We start from the raw sequence: 23,568 nt of genomic DNA, 5'->3' as shown, positions 1-23,568 counted from the left end.
GCCGTCAGCTCTTGTACGCCTTGGCCGCTTCGGACTCCAGCTTCGCTTGAGTCCCCGCGATGTCCTTCGGGTTCTTCAGGAAGTCCTGGAGGATCTTCCACTCGCCCTTGCCGGGCGTCCCGCCGAACGACTGCGGCGCCTGGTCGGACATGTCGAACCGGACGGCGTCACCGGCCGCGATCAGCGCCTTCGCCATCGTGCGCTGCACCTCGTTCGGGTACGCGGCGGTGTCCAGGCCCTTGTTCGGCGAGATGAACCCGCCCTGCGAGGCCGCGATCTTCGCCGCGTCCGTGGAGGCGAGCCAGGTCAGCAGCGCCTGCGCGCCCTTGCCGTCCTTCAGGGCGATCGCCGCGTCGCCACCGGTGACCACGGGCGACTCGGCGCCGACCGCGGGGAACGGGAAGACCTTGGCGTCCGTGCCGATCTTCGCCTTCGTCTGCGCGATGTTGACGCCGACGAAGTCGCCCTCGTAGACCATGGCGGCCTTCGGCTGGTCGCCACCGGTGAAGGTCTGCGTGACCGACGCGGGGAACTCGGTCTGGAGCGCGCCGTCCGCGCCGCCCGCGATCAGGGAGGGCTTGCCGAACAGCTGGGCCAGCGTGGTCAGCGCGTCCTTGACGGACGGGTCCGTCCACTTGATCTTGTGCTGGGCGAGCTGGTCGTACTTCTCCGGGCCCGCCTGCGACAGGTAGACGTTCTCGAACCAGTCGGTCAGCGTCCAGCCGTCCGCGCCGCCGACCGAGACCGGGGTGACACCCGAGGCGGACACCGTCTCGGCGGTCGACATGAAGTCCTGCCAGGTCTTCGGCTCACTCGCGCCGGCGTTCTCGAACGCCTTGGTGTTGTACCAGACCAGCGACTTGTTGGCGGCCTTGAAATACACCCCGTACTGGGTGCCGTCCACCGCGCCGAGGTCCTGCCAGACCTGCGCGTAGTTCTTGCTCAGCTGCGCCTTGGCCTCGGCGCCGACCGGCTTGGCCCACTTCTTCGCCACGGCCTGCTGGACCGCCCCCACCTGCGGGATCATCGCGACGTCCGGCGGCTGCCCGCCCGCGATCTTCGTACCGAGGAAGTTGACGATCGGGTCCTGCGCCGGGACGAACGTCACCGTCGCGCCGGTCCGCTTCTCGAACTCCTTGAGGACCTTGACGAAGTTGGCCTGTTCCGGACCCGTCCAGACCGCGGCGACAGAGAGCTTCTCACCGTCCAGTTTCGGTAAGGCGACACTCGGCGTGGAGTTCTTGCCCGTCGTGGAGCCGCCTTCGTCCGTCTTCTTGTCCCCGCCGTCACCGTCGCCGCCGCAGCCGGTGAGGGCCAGTGCGCCGATGGCGGTGAACACCACGGCCGCCCTGCGAATCCGTAGGGTTGTGCGCATCCCTGCCCCGTCTCTCTGTCCGCGTGCGCCCACCGGGCGCCGGGTCTAGGAAGCCAGCGCTGCCGGTCGAGCGTCACGTCGTCGTGTGCGCACAGTCCTATGCCCGGCGTCCCGGGGCCGCAATACCGTCCTCGGCCCCAAACCCTTGATCGTGATGGCCTCGTGACGTGAGGTCAGTACCGGTATCCGGCCATTGGGGGACGATCGGGCCGCCCCGTTCCGGCCCCGGGCGGGGGGTGGTTCGAGGGCGGCTCCGGCGTGATTCGGGCGGGACCGGCCGGGCTCTCAGGTGGACAGGGGCGCGAGGGGTTGCGCGTTCACCGAACGCGCCGCCCGTTCCAGGGCGCTGGCGAGCAGCGCGAGGTCCGTCGGCCCGTTGCCCAGCTCGCGGACCGGGCGGCGGGTGGGCGGGTCGCCCATCCGCTCCCACTCCAGCGGGACGACCGTCGGCCGCAGCGTCGCCGTACGCGGGATGCGGCCGGTCACCCGGCCGCCCTGGAACGGCGTCACCCGCCCGTCCGGGTGCCCCAGCCGCCCCCGGCCCGGCGCCGGTTCGTCCGGCGAGGGCGGGACCGCGGGCGGATCGAGCACGATGCGCAGCCGCGCGCCGCGGGCCAGCTCCGTGTCCTCGGTGCGGTCGGGGCGGGCCGAGGCGGCGACCAGGTGGATGCCCAGCCGGCCGCCGTCCCGGGCCACCGCCTCCAGCGCCCGCACCACCGAACCGGCCGCCGGCCGGCCCGGGCTGCCGAGCGCCGGGGCTATGAGCGCGTCGTAGTCGTCCACGAGCACCACCAGCCGGGGCAGCGGCGAGGGTCCCGGGTCCACGGGGCGGCCCGCCCCCGGGCGCAGGCGCAGGGTGCCGCTGAGGGGGGCCTCCACGTCGCCGCGCTGCTCGGGGACCGGCACGGTCGCGGGCCCGTCCTCGTGACGGCTGTGCCACTCGGCGAAGTCGAGCTCGCCGAGCAGTTCGGCCCGCCGCTTCACCTCGCCGCCCAGCGCCTGGGCGAACTCCCGCATCCGGACCGGGTCCGAGGCCACCAGGTGCGTGAACGCGTGCGGCAGCTCCGTGCAGGGCCGCAGCGACTCGCCGCGTTCGCCGCCGGCCCCGTCGACCAGCACGATGCCCAGCCGGTCCGGCCGGGCCGCCGCCGCCAGCGACGCCGCGACGGCCCGCAGCAGCTCGGTCCGCCCGCTGCCGCCGGGCCCCTCGATGAGCAGGTGCGGCCCCTCGTCCGCGAGATCGACGCTCACCGGCCCGTGCGGCCCGGCCCCGAGCACGACGACGGGCCGCCCGGCGCGGACGCCCGGCCGCACGGCGGTCCGCGTCCCCCCGGCCGTGCCGGCACCACGCGCGGCGACCTGAGGCCCCCCGGCCTGCCGGGGCCCGCCGACCCGGGCAGCGCGGCCGGAGCCCGTCGCGGTGGCGTCGGGGTACGGGGTGCGGCCGGAGCCGCCGGTGCCGGCGCGGGGGTACGGGACGCGGCCGGAGCCTGACGTGGTGGTGTCGGGGTACGGGGTGCGGCCCGAGCCGCCCGTGCCGCCGGGGTATGCCGTGCGTCCCGGGTCCGGCGCCTGAGCCGCCGTGCGGCCCGAGTCGCCCGTGTCGGTGCGGGGGTACGGGGTGCGGCCTGAGCCCGTCGTGGTGGTGTCGGGGTACGGGGTGCGGCCCGAGCCGTCCGTGCCGCCCCCGGGGTACGCGGTGCGTCCCGGGTCCGGCGCCTGCGCCGCCGTGCGGCCCGAGTCGCCCGTGTTGGTGCGGGGGTATGGGATGCGGCCGGAGCCCGTCGCGGTGGTGTCGGGGTACGCCGTGCGCCCCGAGTCGCCCGTCCCCGGGTACGCCGTGCGGCCCGAGTCCGGCGCCTGCGCCGCCGCCGCGTGGCCCGGGGCGTCCGTCCCCGGGCACGCCCCGGGTCCGGCGCCCGTGCGGGGCGTCGGGTGGTCGTCCGCCGTCGAGGCCCAGCGGGCCATCAGGGAGGCCGGGGTGGCCCGGGCCAGGCCCAGTTCGTCCAGGAGGCGGGCGGACGGGGGGAGGGCCACCGGCACCTGGCGGCCCGGGAGCGCGGCCGAGCCCTCCGCGCGGAGGGGGGCCAGCGCGCGGGCGAACCGCTCGGCCCAGTGCGCCGACACCGCGTCCACCGAGGCCACCGTGCCGTGGCCCGCCGCCCGGCCGCCCGCCGTGCGCAGCAGCCGCAGGGCCGTCGCCACATCACCGCTGAGCATCCCGACCGCCCCGCACTCGCGGAAGGCGATCGACGCGTGGCACGCGGCCTCGTACGTCGCGGCGACCGGTGAGGTGGGCGTCGCGGCCGGCGTCTCGGCCAGGCAGATCAGATGGACGCCCGCCGCCGCACCGGCCGCGGCCAGCCGGGCGGTGTTCTCACGGAGGACCGCCGCGCCGGGGTCGCCGTCGAGGATCACCACCGTGAACGGGCCTTCGTGGCCGCGGGCGGCCTCGGTGACCGTCGCCGGGTCCTGGCTCGCCCAGCCGGGGCCGAGCGGTCCGTCGTCCAGCCGGCGGACCAGCTCGGCGGTGCGGGCGAGCGCCTGGTCGCGGTCGTACGCGAGGAGCAGCCGGCAGTCCTGGCCGTGCATCGGGCGCAAATGGGGCAGCCAGCCCAGCCAGGCCCACTCGCGCCGCCGCTCCTCCGCGGACCGCGCCCGGTCCGTGCTGATCAGCACGATCTCCAGGTCGGCGGGGGAGTGCAGCGCGGCCAGCTGGGCCACGGCGGACCGGGCGAGCCCGGACAGCCGCTCCCGGGGACCGGCGAGCCCCAGCGAACCGGCCTCCCGCAGGCTCACGGTCACCGGCACGGCGGGCAGGTCGGCCCGGTCGGTGGTGCCCAGCCGGACCACCAGCGCCTCCGGGTGCGCGGGGTCGCGCTCCCACAGCCGGGGGCCCGGGCCGAGCGCGGTCAGCAGCACGGCGGCCGGATCGGGCCAGGTGCCCTCGGGGGCGGCGGGCGGCGAGGCGAAGGCGCCCGGGTCGGCGGGGGCCGGCTCGGCGGGGGCGCTCGGGGGCACCGTCTCGGTGCGGGCGCCCTTGAGCCGGCGGGCCCAGGCCCCTATGCCGCCGCGCCGGGGCGCCTCCTGCTCCGGGAAGCGGCCCGGGTGCCCGGCGGAGGACCCGGGCCGGGCCCCGGCCTCCGGCTCGTCGGGCGCGGGCCGGGCGTGGTCCGGCCGGGCGGCCTCGGGCGCGGGGGCGGCCGGCGGGGCCGGGACCCGGGCCACCCGGAGATGGCCCTCGCCGTCCGGCGTCGTCGGCAGCACCGGCGGACGCGTGCCGGAGGCGAGCCGGAGCGTCGACTCGCCGAGCCGCAGCAGCGCCCCCGGGGCGAGCCGGACCGGACGGTCGCGGACCTCGGCCCCGTCCAGCGAGGTGCCGTTGGTGGAGCCCAGGTCGGCCACGGAGACCCGGCCGTCCTCGGACACCGTCACCTCGCAGTGCAGCCGGGAGACGTCGGGGTCGTCCAGCGGCACGTCGGCCTCGGCCGAGCGGCCGACGCGGACCGAGCCGCCGTGCAGCAGATGGACCCCGCCCGCGTCGGGGCCGGCGACCACCTGGAGCTGGGCGGGGACCGCTTCGTCCGCGGTCTCGTCCTCGCCCGGGACCTGGAGCGACAGCACCGCGCCGTCGATCAGGGGCGGCTCGCCGAGGGCGCAGCGCTGCGCGTCCAGCCGCTCCCGGCCCGCGAAGAGGACCACCGCCCCGCTGCCCAGGGAGCCGTCGGGGCCGGCGACGGACATGGCCAGGCCCGACGCGACGGAGGCCAGCGCCGTCCCCGCGGGGGCGGTGACCAGCACATCGCAGGCGCGCGCCGGGGTCTGGCCGCTGGGCGGCGCGAGGACGGTCAGCCGGATCTGCATCGCCGTCAGCGGTCCCTTCTGCGCGCGGCACCGGCCGGGGAAACGCCCTGTGATTCCCCCCACCCGGCACGGACGCGTCGTCCGGTACAGGATCGTCACGCACCGCGAGGCTCCCGACCGCGCAGGCGTGCTCCAGGCATCCTCGCACCTGCCACTGACAACACGCCCGGCGGTCATCAGTAAGTGATCTTGAAACGTCTGCAGTGGCCCCAAAAGTGCGGCATGACCGGTTTCCCGGTCTGCGGCCGCGGCAACCATCAGGCCCGGGCGGACGTCTTCCCCCGGGACCCTTCCGTACGGGAGCGGAGCGCGCCCGCCCGCGAGCGGCGAGCGCGCGTCTGGGGCCCACGGACCGGTGAAGTCACCTCGCGGACCCGGCCGGTCTCCCCCGTACAGCCTCTAGAGTGGGCCGGAAACTCCGGGGGTGCCCGGGGGATCGACCCACCACGACCAGCAGGGAGCGCATGACGTGCGGCCGGTAGGCAGCAAGTACCTGCTCGAGGAGCCGCTGGGGCGCGGCGCCACGGGCACCGTCTGGCGCGCCAGCCAGCGAGAGACGGCGGGCGCCGAGGCGGCCGTGGCCGGCCGGCCCGGCGAGACCGTGGCGATCAAGGTCCTCAAGGAGGAGCTGGCCAACGACGCGGACGTGGTGATGCGGTTCCTGCGGGAACGCTCCGTCCTGCTGCGGCTGACCCACCCCAACATCGTGCGGACCCGCGACCTCGTGGTCGAGGGCGACCTCCTCGCCCTCGTCATGGACCTGATCGACGGCCCCGACCTGCACCACTACCTGCGCGACAACGGCCCGCTCACCCCGGTCGCCGCCGCGCTGCTCACCGCGCAGATCGCCGACGCGCTCGCCGCCAGCCACGCCGACGGCGTCGTGCACCGCGACCTCAAGCCCGCCAACGTGCTGCTCGCCGACCCCGACGGCGCGATGCGCCCGATGCTCACCGACTTCGGGATCGCGCGCCTCGCCGACTCGCCGGGCCTGACCCGGACCCACGAGTTCGTCGGCACCCCCGCCTACGTGGCGCCGGAGTCCGCCGAGGGCCGCCCGCAGACCTCCGCCGTCGACATCTACGGCGCCGGCATCCTGCTCTACGAGCTGGTCACCGGCCGCCCGCCGTTCGCCGGCGGCACCGCGCTCGAAGTCCTGCACCGGCACCTCAGCGAGGAGCCCCGCCGCCCCAGCACCGTGCCCGAGCCCCTGTGGACGGTCATCGAGCGCTGCCTGAGCAAGGACCCGGACCGCAGGCCGAGCGCCGAGAACCTGGCCCGCGCCCTGCGTACCGTCGCCGACGGCATCGGGGTCCACGCGAGCTCCGCGCAGATCGCCGCCGCCGACGGGGTCGCCGCCCTCCTCGCGCCCGACCCGGCGCCCACCGCCGTCCCCGAGATCCCCGGCGCGGCCGACCCGACGCAGGTGCTGCCGAGCAACGCCGGCTCGTACGACCCCAACGGGGTCACCAGCGTCCTGCCGCACGGCGGCGGACCCGGCGGAGGCCCCCAGGCCGATCCGACCGCCGTCCTGCCGCCCGTGCCGCCGCGCCCCGACGGCGGCCCGCGCCCCGAGGACCCGCACCCCTGGCAGTCCCAGCTCCGGGCCGCCCGCGACCGCAACGAGCAGACGCAGGTCCAGTACCTCGACCCGAGCCAGGACCCGCTGCGCCGCCGCCCGCAGCGCCGGCAGCAGCCGCCCCCGCAGCAGCCCGGGTACCAGCAGCCCCAGCCCCAGCCGTACCCGCAGCAACAGCGGCAGCAGCAGTACCAGCCGCAACCGCAGCAGCAGTACCAGCCGCCGCAGCGCCAGCAGTACCAGCCCCAGCCGCAGCCGTACGCGCCCCCGCAGCAGCCCCAGCAGCCGCAGCGCGCGCCCCGCGAACCGCGCGAGCCGCGGCGGCGCAGCGCCAACCCGATGAAGATCCCCGGGCTCGGCTGCCTCAAGGGCTGCCTCTTCACGCTGGTGCTCCTCGTCGTGGCGAGCTGGCTGATCTGGGAGCTGACCCCGCTCAAGGACTGGATCGGGCAGGGCCAGAGCTACTGGAACGCGATCACCGACGCCGTCTCCACGGTGACGGACTGGGTCTCCGGACTGGGCGGCGGCAGCGGCGGCTGACCGCACCGCAGGCGCACAGCTCTGTAGCCATATCGACTTCCGCGGGCCGATTCCGAGGCGATTCGCCCGCAGAAGCGAAGGTTGGCGCCAACCGCGGCACGCGGGCCCCCGATCGCCGCGTAGCTTTGTCGACCGGGGGTTGTTGGGTCCATCGCCAGCCGCTGAGGGAGCAGTCTTGGCACGGAAAATCGGCAGCCGGTACACCGCCCACCAGATACTGGGGCGCGGCAGCGCCGGCACGGTGTGGCTCGGGGAAGGCCCCGAGGGCCCCGTGGCCATCAAACTGCTCCGCGAGGACCTGGCGTCCGACCAGGAGCTCGTCGGCCGGTTCGTCCAGGAGCGCACCGCGCTGCTCGGACTCGACCACCCGCACGTCGTCGCCGTCCGCGACCTCGTGGTCGACGGCAACGACCTCGCCCTCGTCATGGACCTGGTCCGGGGCACCGACCTGCGCACCCGGCTCGACCGCGAACGCCGGCTGGCCCCCGAGGCGGCCGTCTCCGTCGTCGCGGACGTCGCCGACGGCCTCGCCGCCGCGCACGCCGCCGGGATCGTCCACCGCGACGTCAAGCCCGAGAACATCCTGCTGGACATGGAGGGGCCGCTCGGTCCCGGCAACGCCCACCCCGCGCTGCTCACCGACTTCGGCGTCGCCAAGCTCATCGACACCCCGCGCCGGACCCGCACCACCAAAATCATCGGCACCCCGGACTACCTGGCCCCCGAGATCGTCGAGGGGCTGCCGCCGCGCGCCGCCGTGGACATCTACGCCCTGGCCACGGTGCTGTACGAGCTCCTCGCCGGCTTCACGCCCTTCGGCGGCGGCCACCCCGGCGCCGTCCTGCGCCGCCATGTCACCGAGACCGTGGTCCCGCTCCCCGGCATCCCCGACGAGCTGTGGCGGCTGCTCGTCCAGTGCCTCGCCAAGGCCCCCGCCTCCCGGCTGCGCGCCTCGGAGCTGGCCGCCCGGCTGCGCGAGCAGCTGCCGCACCTGGCCGGCATCCCGCCCCTGGAGGTGGACGAGCCGGACGAGGAGCCGGAGGCCCCGCAGGGCTACGACGAGCAGCAGTACACGCCGGCCGGCGAGGAGCCGCGCAAGCGCGGCGCGGTCCCGCTGGTGCCCGGCTCCACCCCGGACTCCAACCGCGACACCCACACGAGCATGCGCGTCCCGGCCCCCGACGAGCTGTCCGGCGGCCCCCGGGGCACCGCCCGCGCCCCGCGCGCCCCCGGCCGGCCCCGCCCCGGCTCGGCCCGCAACAAGTCGGCGGCCGTCCGCAAGCGCCGCCTGACGCTGGGGGCCGCGGCCCTGGTGCTGGTGGCCGGGATCGGCGCGGCCGGCTGGCTCGCCCTGAGCGGCGACGGCGCGGACCCGGGCCCCCAGGAGACCGGGAACTCGGCCCCGGCGGCCCCGTAGCCGCCTCCCGGGGACGGTGATCCGGCAGCCCGAGGAACGTACGCGCCGACAGCCGTTACGCTGGACCCGTGGCAGTCGTCGATATTTCCGAAGAGCTGAAGTCCCTCTCCTCGACCATGGGGTCGATCGAGGCCGTCCTGGACCTGGATGCGCTGAGGGGGGACATCGCCGTGCTCGAGGAGCAGGCGGCCGCCCCGTCCCTGTGGGACGACCCCGAGGCGGCGCAGAAGATCACCAGCAAGCTTTCCCACCTCCAGGCCGAGGTCCGCAAGGCCGAGGGCCTGCGCGGCCGGATCGACGACCTCGAAGTCCTCTTCGAGCTCGCCGAGGCCGAGGGCGACGCCGACGCGCTCGCCGAGGCGGAGGCCGAGCTGGAGTCCGTCCGCAAGGCGCTGGACGAGATGGAGGTCCGCACCCTCCTCTCCGGCGAGTACGACGCCCGGGAGGCGCTGGTCACCATCCGCGCCGAGGCCGGCGGCGTCGACGCGGCGGACTTCGCCGAGCGGCTCCAGCGGATGTACCTGCGCTGGGCCGAGCGGCACAACTACAAGACCGAGGTCTACGAGACGGCCTACGCGGAAGAGGCCGGCATCAAGTCGACCACCTTCGCCGTCGAGGTGCCGTACGCCTACGGCACGCTCTCCGTCGAGCAGGGCACCCACCGCCTGGTGCGCGTCTCGCCGTTCGACAACCAGGGCCGCCGCCAGACCTCCTTCGCGGGCGTCGAGGTGCTGCCCGTGGTCGAGCAGACGGACCACGTCGAGATCGACGAGTCCGACCTGCGCGTCGACGTGTACCGCTCCTCCGGCCCCGGCGGCCAGGGCGTCAACACCACGGACTCCGCGGTGCGTCTGACCCACCTGCCGACCGGCATCGTCGTCTCCTGCCAGAACGAGCGCTCGCAGATCCAGAACAAGGCGTCCGCGATGAACGTCCTCCAGGCGAAGCTCCTCGAACGCCGCCGCCAGGAGGAGCAGGCCAAGATGAACGCCCTCAAGGGCGACGGCGGCAACTCCTGGGGCAACCAGATGCGCTCCTACGTCCTGCACCCGTACCAGATGGTCAAGGACCTGCGTACGGAGTTCGAGATGGGCAACCCGGACGCGGTCTTCAACGGCGAGATCGACGGCTTCATCGAGGCCGGCATCCGCTGGCGCAAGCAGAACGAGAAGTAGTCCGAGAATCGCCGCAACCACCCCCGCGGCAAGGCATCCTGGCCCGGAACGGCCTTGACGTACCCGGAACCCCCGGCAAGGGTGCTGGGGCAGCCTGAAGCGAACGGCTACTGGGGGTAGCGGTACATGACGAAGAAGACGCGCGTACGCCTCGCACGGACGGCGGCGGGCGCGGTGATCGCGGCCGGCGCCTCGCTGACCGCCGCGGGCGCGGCCCAGGCCGTGGGCATCGGCGTCGATGTCGCCGGCGTGGAGATCGGCGCGCGGACCACCGCCGAGCCGGGGGACGGGGAGCCGGGCGAGGACGGTGACCCGTGCAGCCCGCTCGACCCGCGCTGCGAGCCGTCCGGTCCGCCGGCCACCCCCGCGCACCCTTCCACCCCGCCGACCGGCCCGGCGCAGCCGAGCGAGCCGCCCACCGGGCCCACGGACCCGGAGGAGCCGGAGGACCCGCCCTCGACGCCCGCGAAGCCCTCGGCCACGCCCACCAAGGGCCCGACCAGGTCCGCGGACCCGGGCAACGGGCCGAGCGACAGCGGGGACCAGGGCAGTGGCGTCGGCCAGATCGGGGTCTCGGGCGGTGGCGGCGGCCACACCGACACGGACTCGGTCGGCAACCAGCCCGTCGAGCAGGGCAAGGGCAAGGACGAGCTCGCCGAGACCGGAGCGGGCGAGACGGCGTTCCTGCTGGCCGGCGCCGCGACGATGATCGCCGGCGGCATCGGCTTCCGGGTGCTGCCGCGCCTGATGGGCAACCGCACGGCCGCGTGAAGCCATGGGAAGGGGCCCGGACCGCGCGCGGCGGTCCGGGCCCCTTCCGTACGCCGGCCGGTGGCGGGCGCTACACGGTCTGGTGGGCCAGCAGGGCCAGGGCGGCCAGGAGCACCACCAGCAGCGCGGCCAGCGCCGCCGGGCTGATCCCGGCGAAGGGGCCCTGCTCCTGCTCCCGCAGCCGCTCGCGGCTCGCCCGGCACACGGGGCAGCGACCCTCGGTGACGGGCGCCGCGCAGTTCGCGCACACCAGTCGGTCGTAGGTCATGCGCTTTCCTCCTCCCGCGCGGCGGAGCCGCACAAGCCATCTCTCCGCCCAACGCTCACGGAAACGCGACCGTTCCCTCGGGGGTCTGTCAGGCACCCCCTACCACTGTGCCAGCTCGTGGCCCATTCGGCCCGCCCCGCCGTCACACCCGGGCCCCTTCCCCGCCGCACCGCCCCGGAATCGGGGCCGTTTCACCGTAAATCACCCATCCCGGTACGGGTGCATGCACGGCTCAGCCCGGTTCGCGTATGGTCACGCTCACCTACTCCCGGCCGACCGTGGTGCATCCGTGATCCGATTCGACAACGTCTCCAAGACCTACCCGAAGCAGAGCCGTCCCGCTCTCCGGGATGTGTCGCTCGACATCGAGAAGGGCGAGTTCGTCTTCCTGGTCGGCTCGTCCGGCTCCGGCAAGTCCACCTTCATGCGGCTCATCCTGCGCGAGGAGCGCGCCAGTACGGGCGCCGTCCACGTCCTGGGCAAGGACCTCGCGCGCATGTCCAACTGGAAGGTGCCGCACATGCGCCGCCAGCTGGGCACCGTCTTCCAGGACTTCCGCCTCCTGCCCAACAAGACCGTCGCGCAGAACGTGGCCTTCGCGCAGGAAGTGATCGGCAAGCCGCGCGGCGAGATCCGCAAGGCGGTGCCGCAGGTCCTCGACCTCGTCGGTCTCGGCGGCAAGGAGGACCGGATGCCCGGCGAGCTGTCCGGTGGTGAGCAGCAGCGCGTGGCGATCGCGCGGGCCTTCGTCAACCGGCCCATGCTGCTGATCGCGGACGAGCCGACCGGCAACCTCGACCCGCAGACCTCCGTCGGCATCATGAAGCTGCTGGACCGGATCAACCGGACCGGCACGACCGTGATCATGGCGACCCACGACCAGAACATCGTCGACCAGATGCGCAAACGCGTCATCGAGCTCGAGAAGGGCCGTCTCGTGCGCGACCAGGCGCGCGGCGTCTACGGCTACCAGCACTGAGCACCCAGCACTGAAAGGACGCCATGCGCGCCCAGTTCGTCCTGTCGGAGATCGGCGTCGGCCTCCGTCGCAACCTCACGATGACCTTCGCCGTCGTCGTCTCCGTCGCCCTCTCGCTCGCCCTGTTCGGCGGCGCGCTGCTCATGCGCGAGCAGGTCAGCACGATGAAGGACTACTGGTACGACAAGGTCAACGTCTCCATCTACCTCTGCGGCAAGGGCGACGCGGAGACGGTGGTCCAGTGCGCCAAGGGTGCGGTCACCAAGCAGCAGAAGGAAGAGATCGAGAGCGATCTCAAGAAGATGGACGTCGTGGAGAAGGTGATCTACGAGTCCAGCGACCAGGCGTACAAGCACTACCAGGACGAGTTCGGCGACTCCCCGATGGCCGGCAACATCACGCCGGACCAGATGCCGGAGTCCTTCCGGGTCAAGCTCCACGACCCCACCAAGTACAAGGTCGTCGCGACCGCCTTCGCCGGGCGGGACGGCGTCCAGTCGGTCCAGGACCAGAGAAGCATCCTGGACAACCTCTTCGGTCTGATGAACGGCATGAACGTCGCCGCGCTGTTCGTCATGGCGCTGATGCTCGTCATCGCGCTGATGCTGATCGTCAACACCGTGCGCGTCTCCGCGTTCAGCCGGCGCCGGGAGACCGGCATCATGCGGCTCGTCGGCGCCTCCGGCTTCTACATCCAGGCCCCGTTCATCATGGAGGCAGCCTTCGCCGGTCTGATCGGCGGTGTGCTGGCCTGCGTCATGCTGCTGGCCGGGCGCTACTTCCTGATCGACGGCGGTCTCGCGCTCCAGGACAAGCTCAACCTGATCGACTTCATCGGCTGGGACGCGGTCCTCACCAAGCTGCCGCTGGTCCTGGCGATCGGCCTGCTGATGCCCGCCGTTGCCGCTCTCTTCGCGCTGCGCAAGTACCTGAAGGTGTGATGTGCGCCCTGTGAGGCGCACCCCCAACGGCCCCTGCGCCTCCGGGGCGTTGTCCTAGAATCACCGCCATGTCGGACCCCGAATGTCGCGTCGGGCCCCGCGGTCTGCGCCGCGGGGCCGCCCTGACGCTGGTCTTCGCCGGCGTCCTCGCCACCGGGGCCGCGACCGGCGCGCTGCCCCACGGCCAGGCGTCGCAACCCCCGGTGCACCCCCGGTCCGTGGCCGCCACCGCCGACCGCGACGAGGTCGCCGAGGCCGCGGCCGACGCGGTCGCCGACGGCAAGTCCGGTACGGAGGCGGCCGAGGAGGTCGTCAGCCGCAGCGGCGACCGCTGGGGCGCGGTCTACGACGAGCGCGAGTACCAGGAGTTCGAGGACTCCCTCGGCGGCACGTACACCGGGGTCGGCCTCGCCGCCCGGCGCTCCGCCGACGGCCAGGTCGCCGTCGCCCGCGTCCAGCCCGGCAGCCCCGCCGACCGCGCGGGCATCCGCTCCGGCGACCTGCTCCGCACCGTGGACGGCCGCCGCGTCGACCGGCTGCCCGTCTCCGACGTGGTGGCCATGCTGCGCGGCGACCGCACCGGGGCGAAGGCCGGGAGCACGGTCAGCCTCGGCGTCCGCCGGGGGGCCGCCACCCGGACCGAGACCCTGCGCCGGGCCCGGCTCACGGTCGAGTCGGTGACCGTGAGCCGGATCGGGGAGCGGCGCTCGGGCCCCACCGGGGCGGTGCGCATCGCGGTCGCCTCGTTCACCAGGGGCTCGGGAGCCGCCGTGCGCGACGCGGTCCGGGACGCGCCCCCGGGCGCCGGGGTGCTGCTGGACCTGCGGGGCAATCCGGGCGGCCTGATCAGCGAGGCGGTCACCGCGGCCTCCGCCTTCCTGGACGGCGGCCTGGTCGCCACGTACGACGTGCACGGAGAGCAGCGCGCCCTGTACGCGCGGTCCGGCGGCGACACCGAGCGCCCCGTCGTCGTGCTGGTCGACGGGGGGACGATGAGCGCGGCCGAGCTGGTGACGGGGGCGCTCCAGGACCGGGGCCGGGCGGTCACGGTCGGCTCGCGGACCTTCGGCAAGGGGTCCGTGCAGATGCCGAGCGAGCTGCCGGGCGGCTCGGTGGCCGAGCTGACCGTGGGCCACTACCGCACCCCGGCGGGCCACGGGGTCGACGGCAAGGGCATCACACCGGACCTCGCGGTGAGCGCGCGGGCCCAGGAACGGGCCGAGACGGTATTGAGTGGCCTCGGGGGCGGGTCGTAGTGCGAAAATGGCCGCACTATGGCTAAGGAAAAGGACACCGGGCGCAAGCTCATCGCGCAGAACAAGAAGGCGCGCCACGACTACACCATCCTCGACACCTACGAGTGCGGGCTCGTGCTCATGGGCACCGAGGTCAAATCGCTCCGCCTGGGCCGGGCCTCCCTGGTCGACGGCTTCGTCCAGATCGACGGCGGCGAGGCGTGGCTGCACAACATCCACGTCCCGGAGTACGTCCAGGGCACCTGGACCAACCACTCCGCCAAGCGCAAGCGCAAGCTGCTGATGCACCGGGCCGAGATCGACAAGCTGGAGTCGAAGTCGCAGGAGACCGGCCACACCATCGTGCCGCTCTCGCTGTACTTCGTGAACGGCCGGGTCAAGGCCGAGATCGCGCTCGCGAAGGGCAAGAAGGAGTACGACAAGCGGCAGGCGCTGCGCGAGAAGCAGGACACCAGGGAGACGAACCGCGCCATCGCGGCGGCCCGCCGCCGCCAGCGGAGCGCCTGATCCCGAGGCCGGCACCCGCCGCCGGCCCCTCCGGGAGGAATACGCTGGCATCGGCCCGCGTTGGTCACGTACGATGGCGGCACACCCCGTCGAGGGTGTGGCACCACCTTGAAAACACAACATGGGGATGATCGGTTTCGACAGCGGATGTCGAAGCAGGGGAAGCGAGTCGAGGAAGCGGCAATGATCTCGTAAACCATATGTCGCAACCAATAATCGCCAATTCCAAGCGCGATTCCTCCGCCTTCGCCCTCGCTGCCTAATTAGCAGCTAAGCGAAGACTCTGCGGAGTGTCAGCCCGGGGGTGATCCCGACCCGGATCCTGGCATCATCAAGGGATCTAAACTTCTGAGTCCGGTCACGGGGCTCAGAAGGAAATCAAACAGTGACTGGGCCTGTCGGAGGCTTGTCCGTGTGACCTCCGAGGCCGAGAAAAGCGTAGCGGACTGCACTCGGAGAAGCCCTGGTTCCGCACCGTTGGACGCGGGTTCGATTCCCGCCATCTCCACAATTCCCATGTGAGCGAGGACCCCGCTGCCACCGGCAGCGGGGTCCTCGCTGTTTGTGCCTCCGGGTGTGCCCGGAGGCCGGGCGTGCGCTACATTCATGGCCCGGGTGCACTGTGGTAGGGGGCGCGTGGACGAGGTGGGGGCCCGTCCGGCGACACACGACAGGGGCAGTTGCGCGCACCCGTTCCTGAGTGGGGGAAGTGCGTACACCAGTGGAAACTTGGCGTGAAGGTGCCCATGCGGGGCACACACACGAGCCGAACGAAGTCACCATCCAGCTGGACGGAATCGGACGGCAGCTCTCCGAGCTGCTGCCGGAACCATCTGCTCCGGACGACTCCGACGGCCCCGTCTTCGTGGACGAGAGCGGCCGGCGCGGCAAGACGCTGCGACGGTTCGGCTGGGTCCTGGCCGCGGTCTTCGTCTGTTACGCGGTGACCCTGGTCGTCGCCGTGCTCGGCGGCAACTCCAGCGCCCCCTTCCTCCCGCTCTCGAACCAGGAACAGCAGGACACGGGCAGCACCGATCCAACGGTTCCGGACGCCGGCCTCCCCACCGGCGTGTCCCCGGCCCCCGCGCAAGGACAAGAAGGCGCCAACTAGATGACCACCCCTGCCCCCCGGGGCAGGCGCAACTCCCACCGGAAGAAGCAGACCCGCCGGCGCAGACTCCCCATGCGCTACATGCTGCCGCTCCTCTTCCTCGTTGCCCTGCTCGCCATGCTGATGCTGCGTGGCTACGTGCACAGCGAAATCCTCGCCGACTTCCGCGTCCGGCCCCCCGTCGCGACCGACCGGGTGCCCGAGCAGGTGCTGGAGGGCGGACCGGTCATCGACGCGCGGTCCACCACCGAGCCCGCGAAGACCCTGCGCATCCCGGACCACCGGATCGTGCTGACCTTCGACGACGGCCCGGACCCGGAGTGGACGCCGAAGGTGCTGGACGAGCTGAAGAAGTACGACGCCCACGGGGTCTTCTTCGTCACCGGCACCATGGCCTCGCGCTACCCGGACCTGGTCGAGCGCATGGTCAAGGAGGGGCACGAGGTCGGGCTGCACACCTTCAACCACCCCGACCTCTCCTACCAGTCCACCGGCCGCATCGACTGGGAGCTGTCCCAGAACCAGCTGGTGCTGGCCGGGGCGGCGGGCATCCGCACCTCGCTCTTCCGGCCGCCCTACTCCTCGTTCGCCGACGCCATGGACAACAAGTCCTGGCCGGTCACGCAGTACATCGGCAGCCGCGGATACCTCACCGTCGTCAACAACACGGACAGCGAGGACTGGAAGCGGCCGGGCGTCAAGGCGATCATCGACCGGGCCACGCCCAAGCACGGCAAGGGCGCGATCATCCTGATGCACGACTCCGGAGGGGACCGGTCCCAGACCGTCACCGCCCTGGGGAAGTTCCTGCCGCAGATGCAGAAGCGGGGGTACGAGTTCGCCAACCTCACCGACGCGCTCGGCGCACCCAGCGCGCACACCCCGGTCACCGGCTTCGACCTGTGGAAGGGCAAGGCGTTCGTCTGGGCGGTGGGCGTCTCGGAGCACATCACCGATGTGATGGTGGCCGGGCTCGCCGTGATCGGGGTGCTGGTCTTCGCCCGCTTCGGGCTGATGCTGGTGCTCTCCTTCATCCACGCCCGCCGGGTCCGCGGACGCGGCTTCCGCTGGGGCGAACCCGTCACCCGCCCGGTGACCGTCCTGGTGCCCGCGTACAACGAGAAGAAGTGCATCGCGAACACGGTCCGTTCGCTCCTGGCAAGTGACTATCCGGTCGAAGTCATCGTGATCGACGACGGCTCCACGGACGGCACCGCGGACATCGTCCAGCGGATGCGGCTGCCCAACGTCCGGGTGGTCCGCCAGCGCAACGCCGGCAAGCCCGCCGCCCTGAACAACGGCATCGCGCACGCCCGCAACGACATCATCGTGATGATGGACGGCGACACGGTCTTCGAGCCGACCACCGTCCGCGAGCTGGTGCAGCCCTTCGGCGACCCGCGCGTCGGGGCCGTCGCCGGCAACGCCAAGGTCGGCAACCGCGACTCGCTGATCGGCGCCTGGCAGCACATCGAGTACGTGATGGGCTTCAACCTCGACCGCCGCATGTACGACGTGCTGCGCTGCATGCCCACCATCCCCGGCGCGGTCGGGGCCTTCAGGCGCGAGGCACTGGAGCGGGTCGGCGGCATCAGCGAGGACACCCTCGCCGAGGACACCGACGTCACGATGGCCCTGCACCGGGACGGCTGGCGCGTCGTCTACGCGGAGAACGCCCGCGCCTGGACCGAGGCGCCGGAGACCGTGCAGCAGCTCTGGTCGCAGCGCTACCGGTGGTCGTACGGCACCATGCAGGCGATCTGGAAGCACCGCCGGGCGGTCGTCGAGCGCGGGCCCTCGGGCCGGTTCGGCCGGGTCGGACTGCCGTTCGTCTCGCTGTTCATGGTCGTCGCCCCGCTGCTCGCCCCGCTCATCGACGTCTTCCTGCTGTACGGGCTCGTGTTCGGGCCCACCGAGAAGACCGTCGGCGCGTGGCTCGGGGTCCTCGCGGTCCAGGGCGTGTGCGCCGCGTACGCCTTCCGGCTCGACCGGGAGCGCATGACGCATCTGCTCTCGCTGCCCCTCCAGCAGGTCCTGTACCGGCAGCTCATGTACGTGGTGCTGCTCCAGTCCTGGATCACCGCGCTCACCGGCGGCCGGCTGCGCTGGCAGAAACTGCGTCGTACCGGGGTGGTGGACGCGCCCGGCGCGATGCCGTCCCAGCGGGCGCGCACCCACGAGCGGAGGCCCGTCGCATGACGCACCCACAGCAGTCGTACGGGGAGCCGCGCCCGGACGAGCAGACCATGGCGCTGCGCGTGGTGGTGCCCGCCCCCGCCGGGCCCGCCCCGGCCGACGCGCCGGCCCCCGCGCCCGCCAAGGCCGGCCGGGACCGCTACCTCGACCTGCTGCGGGCCGTCGCGCTCGTCCGGGTCGTCGTCTTCCACCTCTTCGGCTGGGCCTGGCTGACCGTCGTGTTCCCGTCCATGGGCGTCATGTTCGCCCTGGCCGGATCGCTGATGGCCCGGTCGCTGGCCCGGCCCGCGTGGAGCGTGATCCGCTCCCGCGTACGCAGGCTGCTGCCGCCCATGTGGGCGTTCGCGGCCGTCGTCGTGCCCGTGGTCTTCGCGCTCGGCTGGAAGCCGGTGCGCGAGGAGGGCGTCTGGTGGTTCCTCAAGCTGGGCTGCTACATCCTGCCGGTCGGCGCCCCGCCCTTCCCCTGGGAGAACGGCTCCGAGGGCGGCTGGCTGGAGACCTCCTGGGCCGAGCAGGGCATCGGGCCGCTCTGGTACATCCGCGCCTACCTGTGGTTCGTGCTGGCCTCGCCGCTGCTGCTCAAGGCGTTCCGGAAGCTGCCCTGGGTCACCCTGCTCGCCCCCGTCGGGCTCACCGCCGTCATCGGCACCGGCCTGGTCACCGTGCCGGGCGCGACCGGTGAGGGCCTGGTGGACTTCGCGGTCTTCGGCTCCTGCTGGATTCTCGGCTTCGCGCACCACGACGGGCTGCTGAAGACCGTCCCGCGCTACCTCGCCGTGTCGCTGGCCGCGATGCTGATGGCCTTCGGGCTGTGGTGGGGCGCCCACCACCTCACCGAGGAGGGCTGGAACCTGGACGAGATCCCGCTCGCCCAGGCCACCTGGTCGCTCGGGTTCTGCATGATCCTGCTCCAGTACGCCCCCTCCTGGCGGGAGCTGCCGGGCCGGCTGGCCGGGTGGGACAGCCTGGTCACCCTCGCCAACAACCGGGCGGTCACCATCTACCTGTGGCACAACATGCTGCTGATGGCCACCTTCCCGATCATCGACCTGCTGTGGGACGTGCCCTGGGTCGGCGACCACCTCGGCACCTACATCGACCGCGCGGACAACGCGCTCGCGCTGATCATCGTCTGGCCGCTGATCGGGCTGATGATCCTCGCCGTCGGCTGGGTCGAGGACCTCGCCGCCAGGCGCCGCCCCAGGCTCTGGCCCAACGGTGCCGCCCGCGCCCGTACGTGACCGGCCGCTCACCGGGCCCGGCCCGGCCCGGTGAGCGCAAGGTTGCCCACCGGTCCACCTCGCGGCACGGCACCGAAACGCGCGCTTCCTAGGTTCGGGACGACACCCCGACCACCCGTGGAGGCGCGTGATGGCAGGCCGTTGGATCGAGCACTGGGACCCGGAGGACGAGACCTTCTGGCGGGAGACCGGCGAGCGCGTCGCCCGCCGCAACCTCTGGTTCTCCGTCCTCTCCGAACACATCGGCTTCTCCGTCTGGACCCTGTGGTCGGTGATGGTGCTCTTCATGGGGCCCGAGTACGGGGTCGACCCGGCCGGGAAGTTCTTCCTGATCTCCACCGCGACCCTGGTCGGGGCCGTCGTCCGGGTGCCGTACACCTTCGCGGTCGCCCGGTTCGGCGGCCGGAACTGGACGGTGTTCAGCGCGCTCACCCTGCTCGTCCCGACGATCGCCGCCCTCGTCGTGATGGAGCCGGGCACCTCCTACGGCACCTTCCTCGCCGTCTCCGCGCTGACCGGCATCGGGGGCGGCAACTTCGCCTCGTCCATGACGAACATCAACGCCTTCTTCCCGCTGCGCCGGAAGGGCTGGGCGCTCGGGCTCAACGCGGGCGGCGGCAACATCGGCGTGCCCGTGGTCCAGCTGGCCGGGCTCCTGGTCATCGGGACGGCCGGAGCCACGCACCCGAGGATCGTGCTCGCCGCGTACATCCCGCTGATCCTGCTCGCCGCCGGGTGCGCCGCGCGCTTCATGGACAACCTGGCGCCGGTGCGCAACGACACCGGGGCCGCGCGGGAGGCGGTGCGCGACCGGCACACCTGGATCATGGCGGTCCTCTACATCGGCACCTTCGGCTCCTTCATCGGCTACAGCTTCGCCTTCGGGCTGGTCCTCCAGACCCAGTTCGGCCGGACCCCGCTGCAGGCGGCCTCGCTCACCTTCATCGGCCCGCTGCTCGGCTCGCTGATCCGCCCCGTCGGCGGATGGCTCGCCGACCGGTACGGCGGGGCGCGCATCACCCTCGTCAACTTCGCCGCCATGGCCGCCGCGACCGGAGTCGTCGTGTACGCCTCCCGGATCGCCTCGCTGACCGTCTTCCTCGTCGGCTTCACCGCCCTGTTCGCGCTGTCCGGGCTCGGCAACGGGTCGACGTACAAGATGATCCCGGGCGTCTTCCACGCCCGGGCCGTCGCCCAGGGGCTGCGCGGCGAGGAGGCGGTGGCCCGGGGGCGGCGGATCTCCGGCGCCGCGATGGGACTGATCGGCGCGGTCGGCGCGCTCGGCGGTCTCGGCGTCAACCTGGCCTTCCGGCAGTCCTTCCAGACCTCGGGCACGGGCACGGCGGCCTTCTGGTCCTTCCTCGCCTTCTACGCGGTGTGCTCGGCGCTCACCTGGGCGGTATACCTTCGCCGCGCCGCGGCCGTACCGGCGAAGCCCCGGCTCGGTCATGCCGGGGTGTGATGATGGACGGGCGGTGCCGGGCGACGTAACGAGCGGGAAATACGGCTGAACCGGGTCTGTCACGCGGCGTTGGCAGGCTCGGACCTCCGCACCATCGAGCAGCAGCGGGACGAGAGCCGGGTAGACCTCATGCACGACGGACAGCACGACGACCGACAGCACGACGACGCACCGCACGGGCCCCTCGCGGGTTTCACGGTCGGGGTCACCGCCGCACGCCGGGCGGAGGAGCTGGGCGCCCTGCTGCGGCGCCGGGGTGCCACGGTGGTGCACGCGCCGGCCCTGCGGATCGTGCCGCTCGCCGACGACGGCGAACTGCTCGCCGCGACCGAGCGGCTGGTCACCGAGAAGCCCGACGTGGTCGTCGCCACCACCGCGATCGGCTTCCGCGGCTGGATCGAGGCGGCCGACGGCTGGGGCATCGGCGACCGGCTCCTGGACACCCTGCGCGGGGTCGAACTCCTGGCGCGCGGCCCCAAGGTGAAGGGCGCGGTCCGCGCCGCCGGGCTGACCGAGGCATGGTCCCCGGCCTCCGAATCCATGGCCGAGGTCCTGGAACGGCTCCTGGAGGAGGGGGTCGAGGGCCGCCGCGTCGCGCTCCAGCTGCACGGCGAACCCCTCCCCGGCTTCGTGGAGGCGCTGCGCGAGGCCGGCGCCGAGGTGGTCGGCGTCCCCGTCTACCGCTGGATGCCGCCGGAGGACATCGCGCCCCTGGACCGGCTCCTCGACCTGACAGCCGCCCGCGCCCTGGACGCGCTGACCTTCACCAGCGCCCCGGCCGCGGCCTCGCTGCTCGGCCGCGCCGAGGAACGCGGACTGCTCACCGAGGTCGTCACGGCGCTGCGCGGCGGCATCGTGCCGGCCTGCGTCGGACCGGTCACCGCCGTGCCGTTGCAGGCGCGCGGGATCGACACCGTCCAGCCGGAGCGCTTCCGGCTCGGCCCGCTCGTCCAGCTCATCTGCCGCGAGCTGCCCGCCCGCGCCCGCAGGCTGCCCGTCGCCGGCCACCGCGTCGAGATCCGGGGCCACGCCGTCCTGGTGGACGACGAGCTGCGCGCGGTCCCGCCCGCCGGGATGGCCCTGCTGCACACCCTGGCCCGGCGCCCCGGCTGGGTGGTCTCGCGTGCCGACCTGCTGCGCGCCCTGCCCGGCAGCGGCACCGACGAGCACGCGGTCGAGACCGCGATGGCCAGGCTCCGCACCGCGCTCGGGGCGCCCCGGCTGATCCAGACGGTCGTCAAGCGCGGCTACCGGCTGGCGCTGGACCCGGCGGCGGACGCCGCACACGCGGGCGCCTAGGGCCCGTCCGGCGGCGGCGGACGCCGCGCACGCCGGCGTCCAGGGCCCGTCCGGCGGCGGCGGACGCCGCGCACGCCGGCGTCCAGGGCCCGTCCGGCGGACCTTCGCGGGCCCGCGGCGCCTGGCCCGCACGCTCGGCGTGCGCCCGCGTCGCCCCTGTACGTCCGGTACGAGGGCGATCCGGGCGCACGCCGAGAAGTGGGGTCTCCCCTGTTCGAGCGGAGCCGAGAAGTGGGGTCTCGGGGGTGCACCAGACGCCGCGGGCCGGTCCACGAAGATCCGCCGGACAGGCATCGGCGGCCTTCTGCCGATCCGGGCCGCGATAGCGTGCTGGGCATGATCGACGATGCCCACCCGCTCGACGCGGGCATACGGTTGCGCCCCGCGACCATGGCCGACGCCGCCTCCCGCGCCGAGGCGCTGATCCGCAGCCGGGCGTACATGCGGCCCTGGGAGCCGGTGCGCCCCGATTCCTTCTACACCGAGGAGGCCCAGCGCGAGCGGCTGGCCGGGCTGCTCGCCGACCGGGACGCGGGGCGTGCGATGCCCTGGGTGCTGAGCGACGCCGAGGACCGGGTGGTCGGCGCGTTCGACCTCAACACGATCGTGCTCGGCCCGTTCCGCAGCGCCTCCCTGGGCTACTGGGTGGATGTGGAGCACGCGGGCCGGGGCCTGGCGACGGCGGCGGTGCGCCGGATCTGCGAGCTGGCCCGCGACGAGCTGCGGCTGCACCGGATCGAGGCGAGCGTTCTGCCGGACAACGCCGCGTCCCAGCGGGTCCTCGCCAAGTGCGGGTTCGAGCGGTTCGGCCTGGCGCCGCGCTACCTCCACATCGCCGGTGAGTGGCGCGACCACCACCTCTTCCAGCGCATCCTGCACGACGGCCCGGTGACCGGGGCGGTTTGAGGGCCTGTCCGGCGGGTCCTCGCGGGGCCGCGCCGCCTGGCCCGCACGCTCGCCGCACGCCCGCAGCGCGGAGCCGAGAACCCGGGGATACACCGGACGCCGCGGGCCGATCCACGGAGATCCGCCGGACAGCTCTAGAGCCGGCGCGTGTGGCGGTGGCCCTCGCGCGGCCACGGCGGGGACGGCGGCAGCACCTCGGTGAGCGCGTACCCGGCCTTCTCCGCGACCCGGCAGGACGCCGCGTTGTCCACCTGGTGCAGCAGTTCGAGCCGTACGAGACCGGCGTCGGCGAACGCCTCGGACGCCCAGCCGGAGAGCGCTTCGAGGGCGCGCGGGGCGATGCCCCGGCCCCGGGCGGGCGCGACCGTCCAGTACCCCACCTCCGCCGAGGGCGCGCCGGGCTCCGGGAAGGACAGGGCGACATTGCCCACCGGGCCCGCCCCGAGCTCCGTGTCCACCACCGCGAAGCTGTGCCGCAGCCCGGTCGCCCGGCCCTCCTCCTGGGCCCGCAGCCAATGCGCGGCCGCCGCCTCGTCCGCCACCGGTGCCCGCGAACCGGCCAGGACGGCGGGGTCGCGGTAGGCGTCCAGGAGCACTCCGAGGTCGCCCGGCCGCCAGGGACGCAGCACCAGGGAACCGGCCGACAGACGAGTGTCACGCGCGCGGGCGTTCATCCGCCCA

At 73.5% G+C, this 23,568-nt stretch carries 18 protein-coding genes and 1 other RNA gene; 15 read left to right on the top strand and 4 right to left on the bottom strand.

The window, feature by feature from the left end; all coding sequences use genetic code 11:
- Window positions 1-4: 4 nt before the first annotated feature.
- Entirely contained in the window at window positions 5-1,375 is a 1,371-nt protein-coding gene (locus FKN01_RS03790) for an ABC transporter substrate-binding protein (RefSeq protein WP_185992723.1), read from the bottom strand.
- A 285-nt stretch (window positions 1,376-1,660) separates the two neighbouring features.
- A complete protein-coding gene (locus tag FKN01_RS03785) occupies window positions 1,661-5,239 on the bottom strand; it encodes an FHA domain-containing protein (RefSeq protein WP_143616287.1) in 3,579 nt (1,192 codons plus the stop codon).
- Between the two features lie 469 nt (window positions 5,240-5,708).
- Here FKN01_RS03785 and FKN01_RS03780 point away from each other — a divergent pair, with 469 nt between their 5' ends.
- From FKN01_RS03780 to FKN01_RS03765, 4 genes are all read left to right on the top strand, one after another.
- Window positions 5,709-7,358 (top strand): serine/threonine-protein kinase, encoded by a 1,650-nt coding sequence (locus FKN01_RS03780; RefSeq protein WP_143616286.1) that lies wholly within the window; start codon window positions 5,709-5,711, stop codon window positions 7,356-7,358.
- Between the two features lie 175 nt (window positions 7,359-7,533).
- Window positions 7,534-8,775, top strand: a complete 1,242-nt coding sequence (locus FKN01_RS03775; RefSeq protein ID WP_143616285.1) for a protein kinase domain-containing protein — start codon at window positions 7,534-7,536, stop codon at window positions 8,773-8,775.
- A gap of 68 nt (window positions 8,776-8,843) precedes the next feature.
- Window positions 8,844-9,950 carry a peptide chain release factor 2 gene (gene prfB, locus FKN01_RS03770; protein ID WP_143616284.1) on the top strand — a complete coding sequence of 369 codons (1,107 nt, stop codon included), beginning with the start codon at window positions 8,844-8,846 and terminating at the stop codon, window positions 9,948-9,950.
- Window positions 9,951-10,076: 126 nt separating this feature from the next.
- Window positions 10,077-10,721, top strand: coding sequence for a hypothetical protein (locus FKN01_RS03765; protein WP_143616283.1), 645 nt, complete (start codon window positions 10,077-10,079; stop codon window positions 10,719-10,721).
- Between the two features lie 70 nt (window positions 10,722-10,791).
- On the opposite strand, the gene FKN01_RS03760 is transcribed toward FKN01_RS03765, so the two are convergent.
- Window positions 10,792-10,989: a hypothetical protein gene (locus FKN01_RS03760; protein WP_143616282.1), complete on the bottom strand. Its 198-nt coding sequence runs from the start codon at window positions 10,987-10,989 to the stop codon at window positions 10,792-10,794.
- Window positions 10,990-11,278: 289 nt separating this feature from the next.
- On the opposite strand from FKN01_RS03760, the gene ftsE reads away from it, so the two are divergent.
- From ftsE to FKN01_RS03705, 11 genes are all read left to right on the top strand, one after another.
- Window positions 11,279-11,968 (top strand): cell division ATP-binding protein FtsE, encoded by a 690-nt coding sequence (gene ftsE / locus FKN01_RS03755; protein WP_026242629.1) that lies wholly within the window; start codon window positions 11,279-11,281, stop codon window positions 11,966-11,968.
- Window positions 11,969-11,991: 23 nt separating this feature from the next.
- Complete coding sequence (gene ftsX / locus FKN01_RS03750) at window positions 11,992-12,909, top strand: permease-like cell division protein FtsX (RefSeq protein ID WP_143616281.1); 918 nt, start codon at window positions 11,992-11,994, stop codon at window positions 12,907-12,909.
- A gap of 68 nt (window positions 12,910-12,977) precedes the next feature.
- Window positions 12,978-14,165 (top strand): S41 family peptidase, encoded by a 1,188-nt coding sequence (locus tag FKN01_RS03745; protein WP_143616280.1) that lies wholly within the window; start codon window positions 12,978-12,980, stop codon window positions 14,163-14,165.
- Between the two features lie 18 nt (window positions 14,166-14,183).
- Window positions 14,184-14,672: an SsrA-binding protein SmpB gene (gene smpB, locus FKN01_RS03740; protein WP_143616278.1), complete on the top strand. Its 489-nt coding sequence runs from the start codon at window positions 14,184-14,186 to the stop codon at window positions 14,670-14,672.
- A gap of 123 nt (window positions 14,673-14,795) precedes the next feature.
- Window positions 14,796-15,183: a transfer-messenger RNA gene (gene ssrA, locus FKN01_RS03735) on the top strand.
- A gap of 210 nt (window positions 15,184-15,393) precedes the next feature.
- Window positions 15,394-15,783: a hypothetical protein gene (locus tag FKN01_RS03730; protein WP_143616276.1), complete on the top strand. Its 390-nt coding sequence runs from the start codon at window positions 15,394-15,396 to the stop codon at window positions 15,781-15,783.
- A 72-nt stretch (window positions 15,784-15,855) separates the two neighbouring features.
- Complete coding sequence (locus tag FKN01_RS03725; protein ID WP_398930931.1) at window positions 15,856-17,982, top strand: glycosyltransferase; 2,127 nt, start codon at window positions 15,856-15,858, stop codon at window positions 17,980-17,982.
- Window positions 17,979-19,220 carry an acyltransferase gene (locus FKN01_RS03720; protein WP_143616272.1) on the top strand — a complete coding sequence of 414 codons (1,242 nt, stop codon included), beginning with the start codon at window positions 17,979-17,981 and terminating at the stop codon, window positions 19,218-19,220. Before FKN01_RS03725 ends, FKN01_RS03720 begins: the two co-directional genes overlap by 4 nt.
- A 130-nt stretch (window positions 19,221-19,350) precedes the next feature.
- Window positions 19,351-20,682 carry a NarK/NasA family nitrate transporter gene (locus tag FKN01_RS03715; protein WP_143616270.1) on the top strand — a complete coding sequence of 444 codons (1,332 nt, stop codon included), beginning with the start codon at window positions 19,351-19,353 and terminating at the stop codon, window positions 20,680-20,682.
- Between the two features lie 129 nt (window positions 20,683-20,811).
- Window positions 20,812-21,981: a uroporphyrinogen-III synthase gene (locus tag FKN01_RS03710; RefSeq protein ID WP_143616380.1), complete on the top strand. Its 1,170-nt coding sequence runs from the start codon at window positions 20,812-20,814 to the stop codon at window positions 21,979-21,981.
- A gap of 336 nt (window positions 21,982-22,317) precedes the next feature.
- On the top strand, window positions 22,318-22,887 hold the full coding sequence (locus FKN01_RS03705) for a GNAT family N-acetyltransferase (RefSeq protein WP_143616268.1): 570 nt from the start codon (window positions 22,318-22,320) through the stop codon (window positions 22,885-22,887).
- Between the two features lie 134 nt (window positions 22,888-23,021).
- Here FKN01_RS03705 and FKN01_RS03700 read toward each other — a convergent pair whose 3' ends face one another.
- Window positions 23,022-23,561 carry a GNAT family N-acetyltransferase gene (locus FKN01_RS03700; RefSeq protein WP_143616266.1) on the bottom strand — a complete coding sequence of 180 codons (540 nt, stop codon included), beginning with the start codon at window positions 23,559-23,561 and terminating at the stop codon, window positions 23,022-23,024.
- Window positions 23,562-23,568: the final 7 nt, after the last annotated feature.

This window comes from Streptomyces sp. 130, assembly GCF_007096885.1.
Taxonomy (GTDB): Bacteria; Actinomycetota; Actinomycetes; order Streptomycetales; family Streptomycetaceae; genus Streptomyces.
Note: the sequence above shows the minus strand (reverse complement) of the source record. Positions and strands in the feature narration are given on the sequence as shown.

What these genes read in the sequence shown, in the direction of transcription:
- FKN01_RS03790 (WP_185992723.1), bottom strand. Translation starts at nt 1,375, where the DNA reads ATGCGCACAACCCTACGGATTCGCAGGGCGGCCGTGGTGTTCACCGCC.
- FKN01_RS03785 (WP_143616287.1), bottom strand. Translation starts at nt 5,239, where the DNA reads ATGCAGATCCGGCTGACCGTCCTCGCGCCGCCCAGCGGCCAGACCCCG.
- FKN01_RS03765 (WP_143616283.1), top strand. Translation starts at nt 10,077, where the DNA reads ATGACGAAGAAGACGCGCGTACGCCTCGCACGGACGGCGGCGGGCGCG.
- FKN01_RS03760 (WP_143616282.1), bottom strand. Translation starts at nt 10,989, where the DNA reads ATGACCTACGACCGACTGGTGTGCGCGAACTGCGCGGCGCCCGTCACC.
- ftsX (WP_143616281.1), top strand. Translation starts at nt 11,992, where the DNA reads ATGCGCGCCCAGTTCGTCCTGTCGGAGATCGGCGTCGGCCTCCGTCGC.
- FKN01_RS03745 (WP_143616280.1), top strand. Translation starts at nt 12,978, where the DNA reads ATGTCGGACCCCGAATGTCGCGTCGGGCCCCGCGGTCTGCGCCGCGGG.
- smpB (WP_143616278.1), top strand. Translation starts at nt 14,184, where the DNA reads ATGGCTAAGGAAAAGGACACCGGGCGCAAGCTCATCGCGCAGAACAAG.
- FKN01_RS03725 (WP_398930931.1), top strand. Translation starts at nt 15,856, where the DNA reads ATGCGCTACATGCTGCCGCTCCTCTTCCTCGTTGCCCTGCTCGCCATG.
- FKN01_RS03720 (WP_143616272.1), top strand. Translation starts at nt 17,979, where the DNA reads ATGACGCACCCACAGCAGTCGTACGGGGAGCCGCGCCCGGACGAGCAG.
- FKN01_RS03715 (WP_143616270.1), top strand. Translation starts at nt 19,351, where the DNA reads ATGGCAGGCCGTTGGATCGAGCACTGGGACCCGGAGGACGAGACCTTC.
- FKN01_RS03710 (WP_143616380.1), top strand. Translation starts at nt 20,812, where the DNA reads ATGCACGACGGACAGCACGACGACCGACAGCACGACGACGCACCGCAC.
- FKN01_RS03705 (WP_143616268.1), top strand. Translation starts at nt 22,318, where the DNA reads ATGATCGACGATGCCCACCCGCTCGACGCGGGCATACGGTTGCGCCCC.
- FKN01_RS03700 (WP_143616266.1), bottom strand. Translation starts at nt 23,561, where the DNA reads ATGAACGCCCGCGCGCGTGACACTCGTCTGTCGGCCGGTTCCCTGGTG.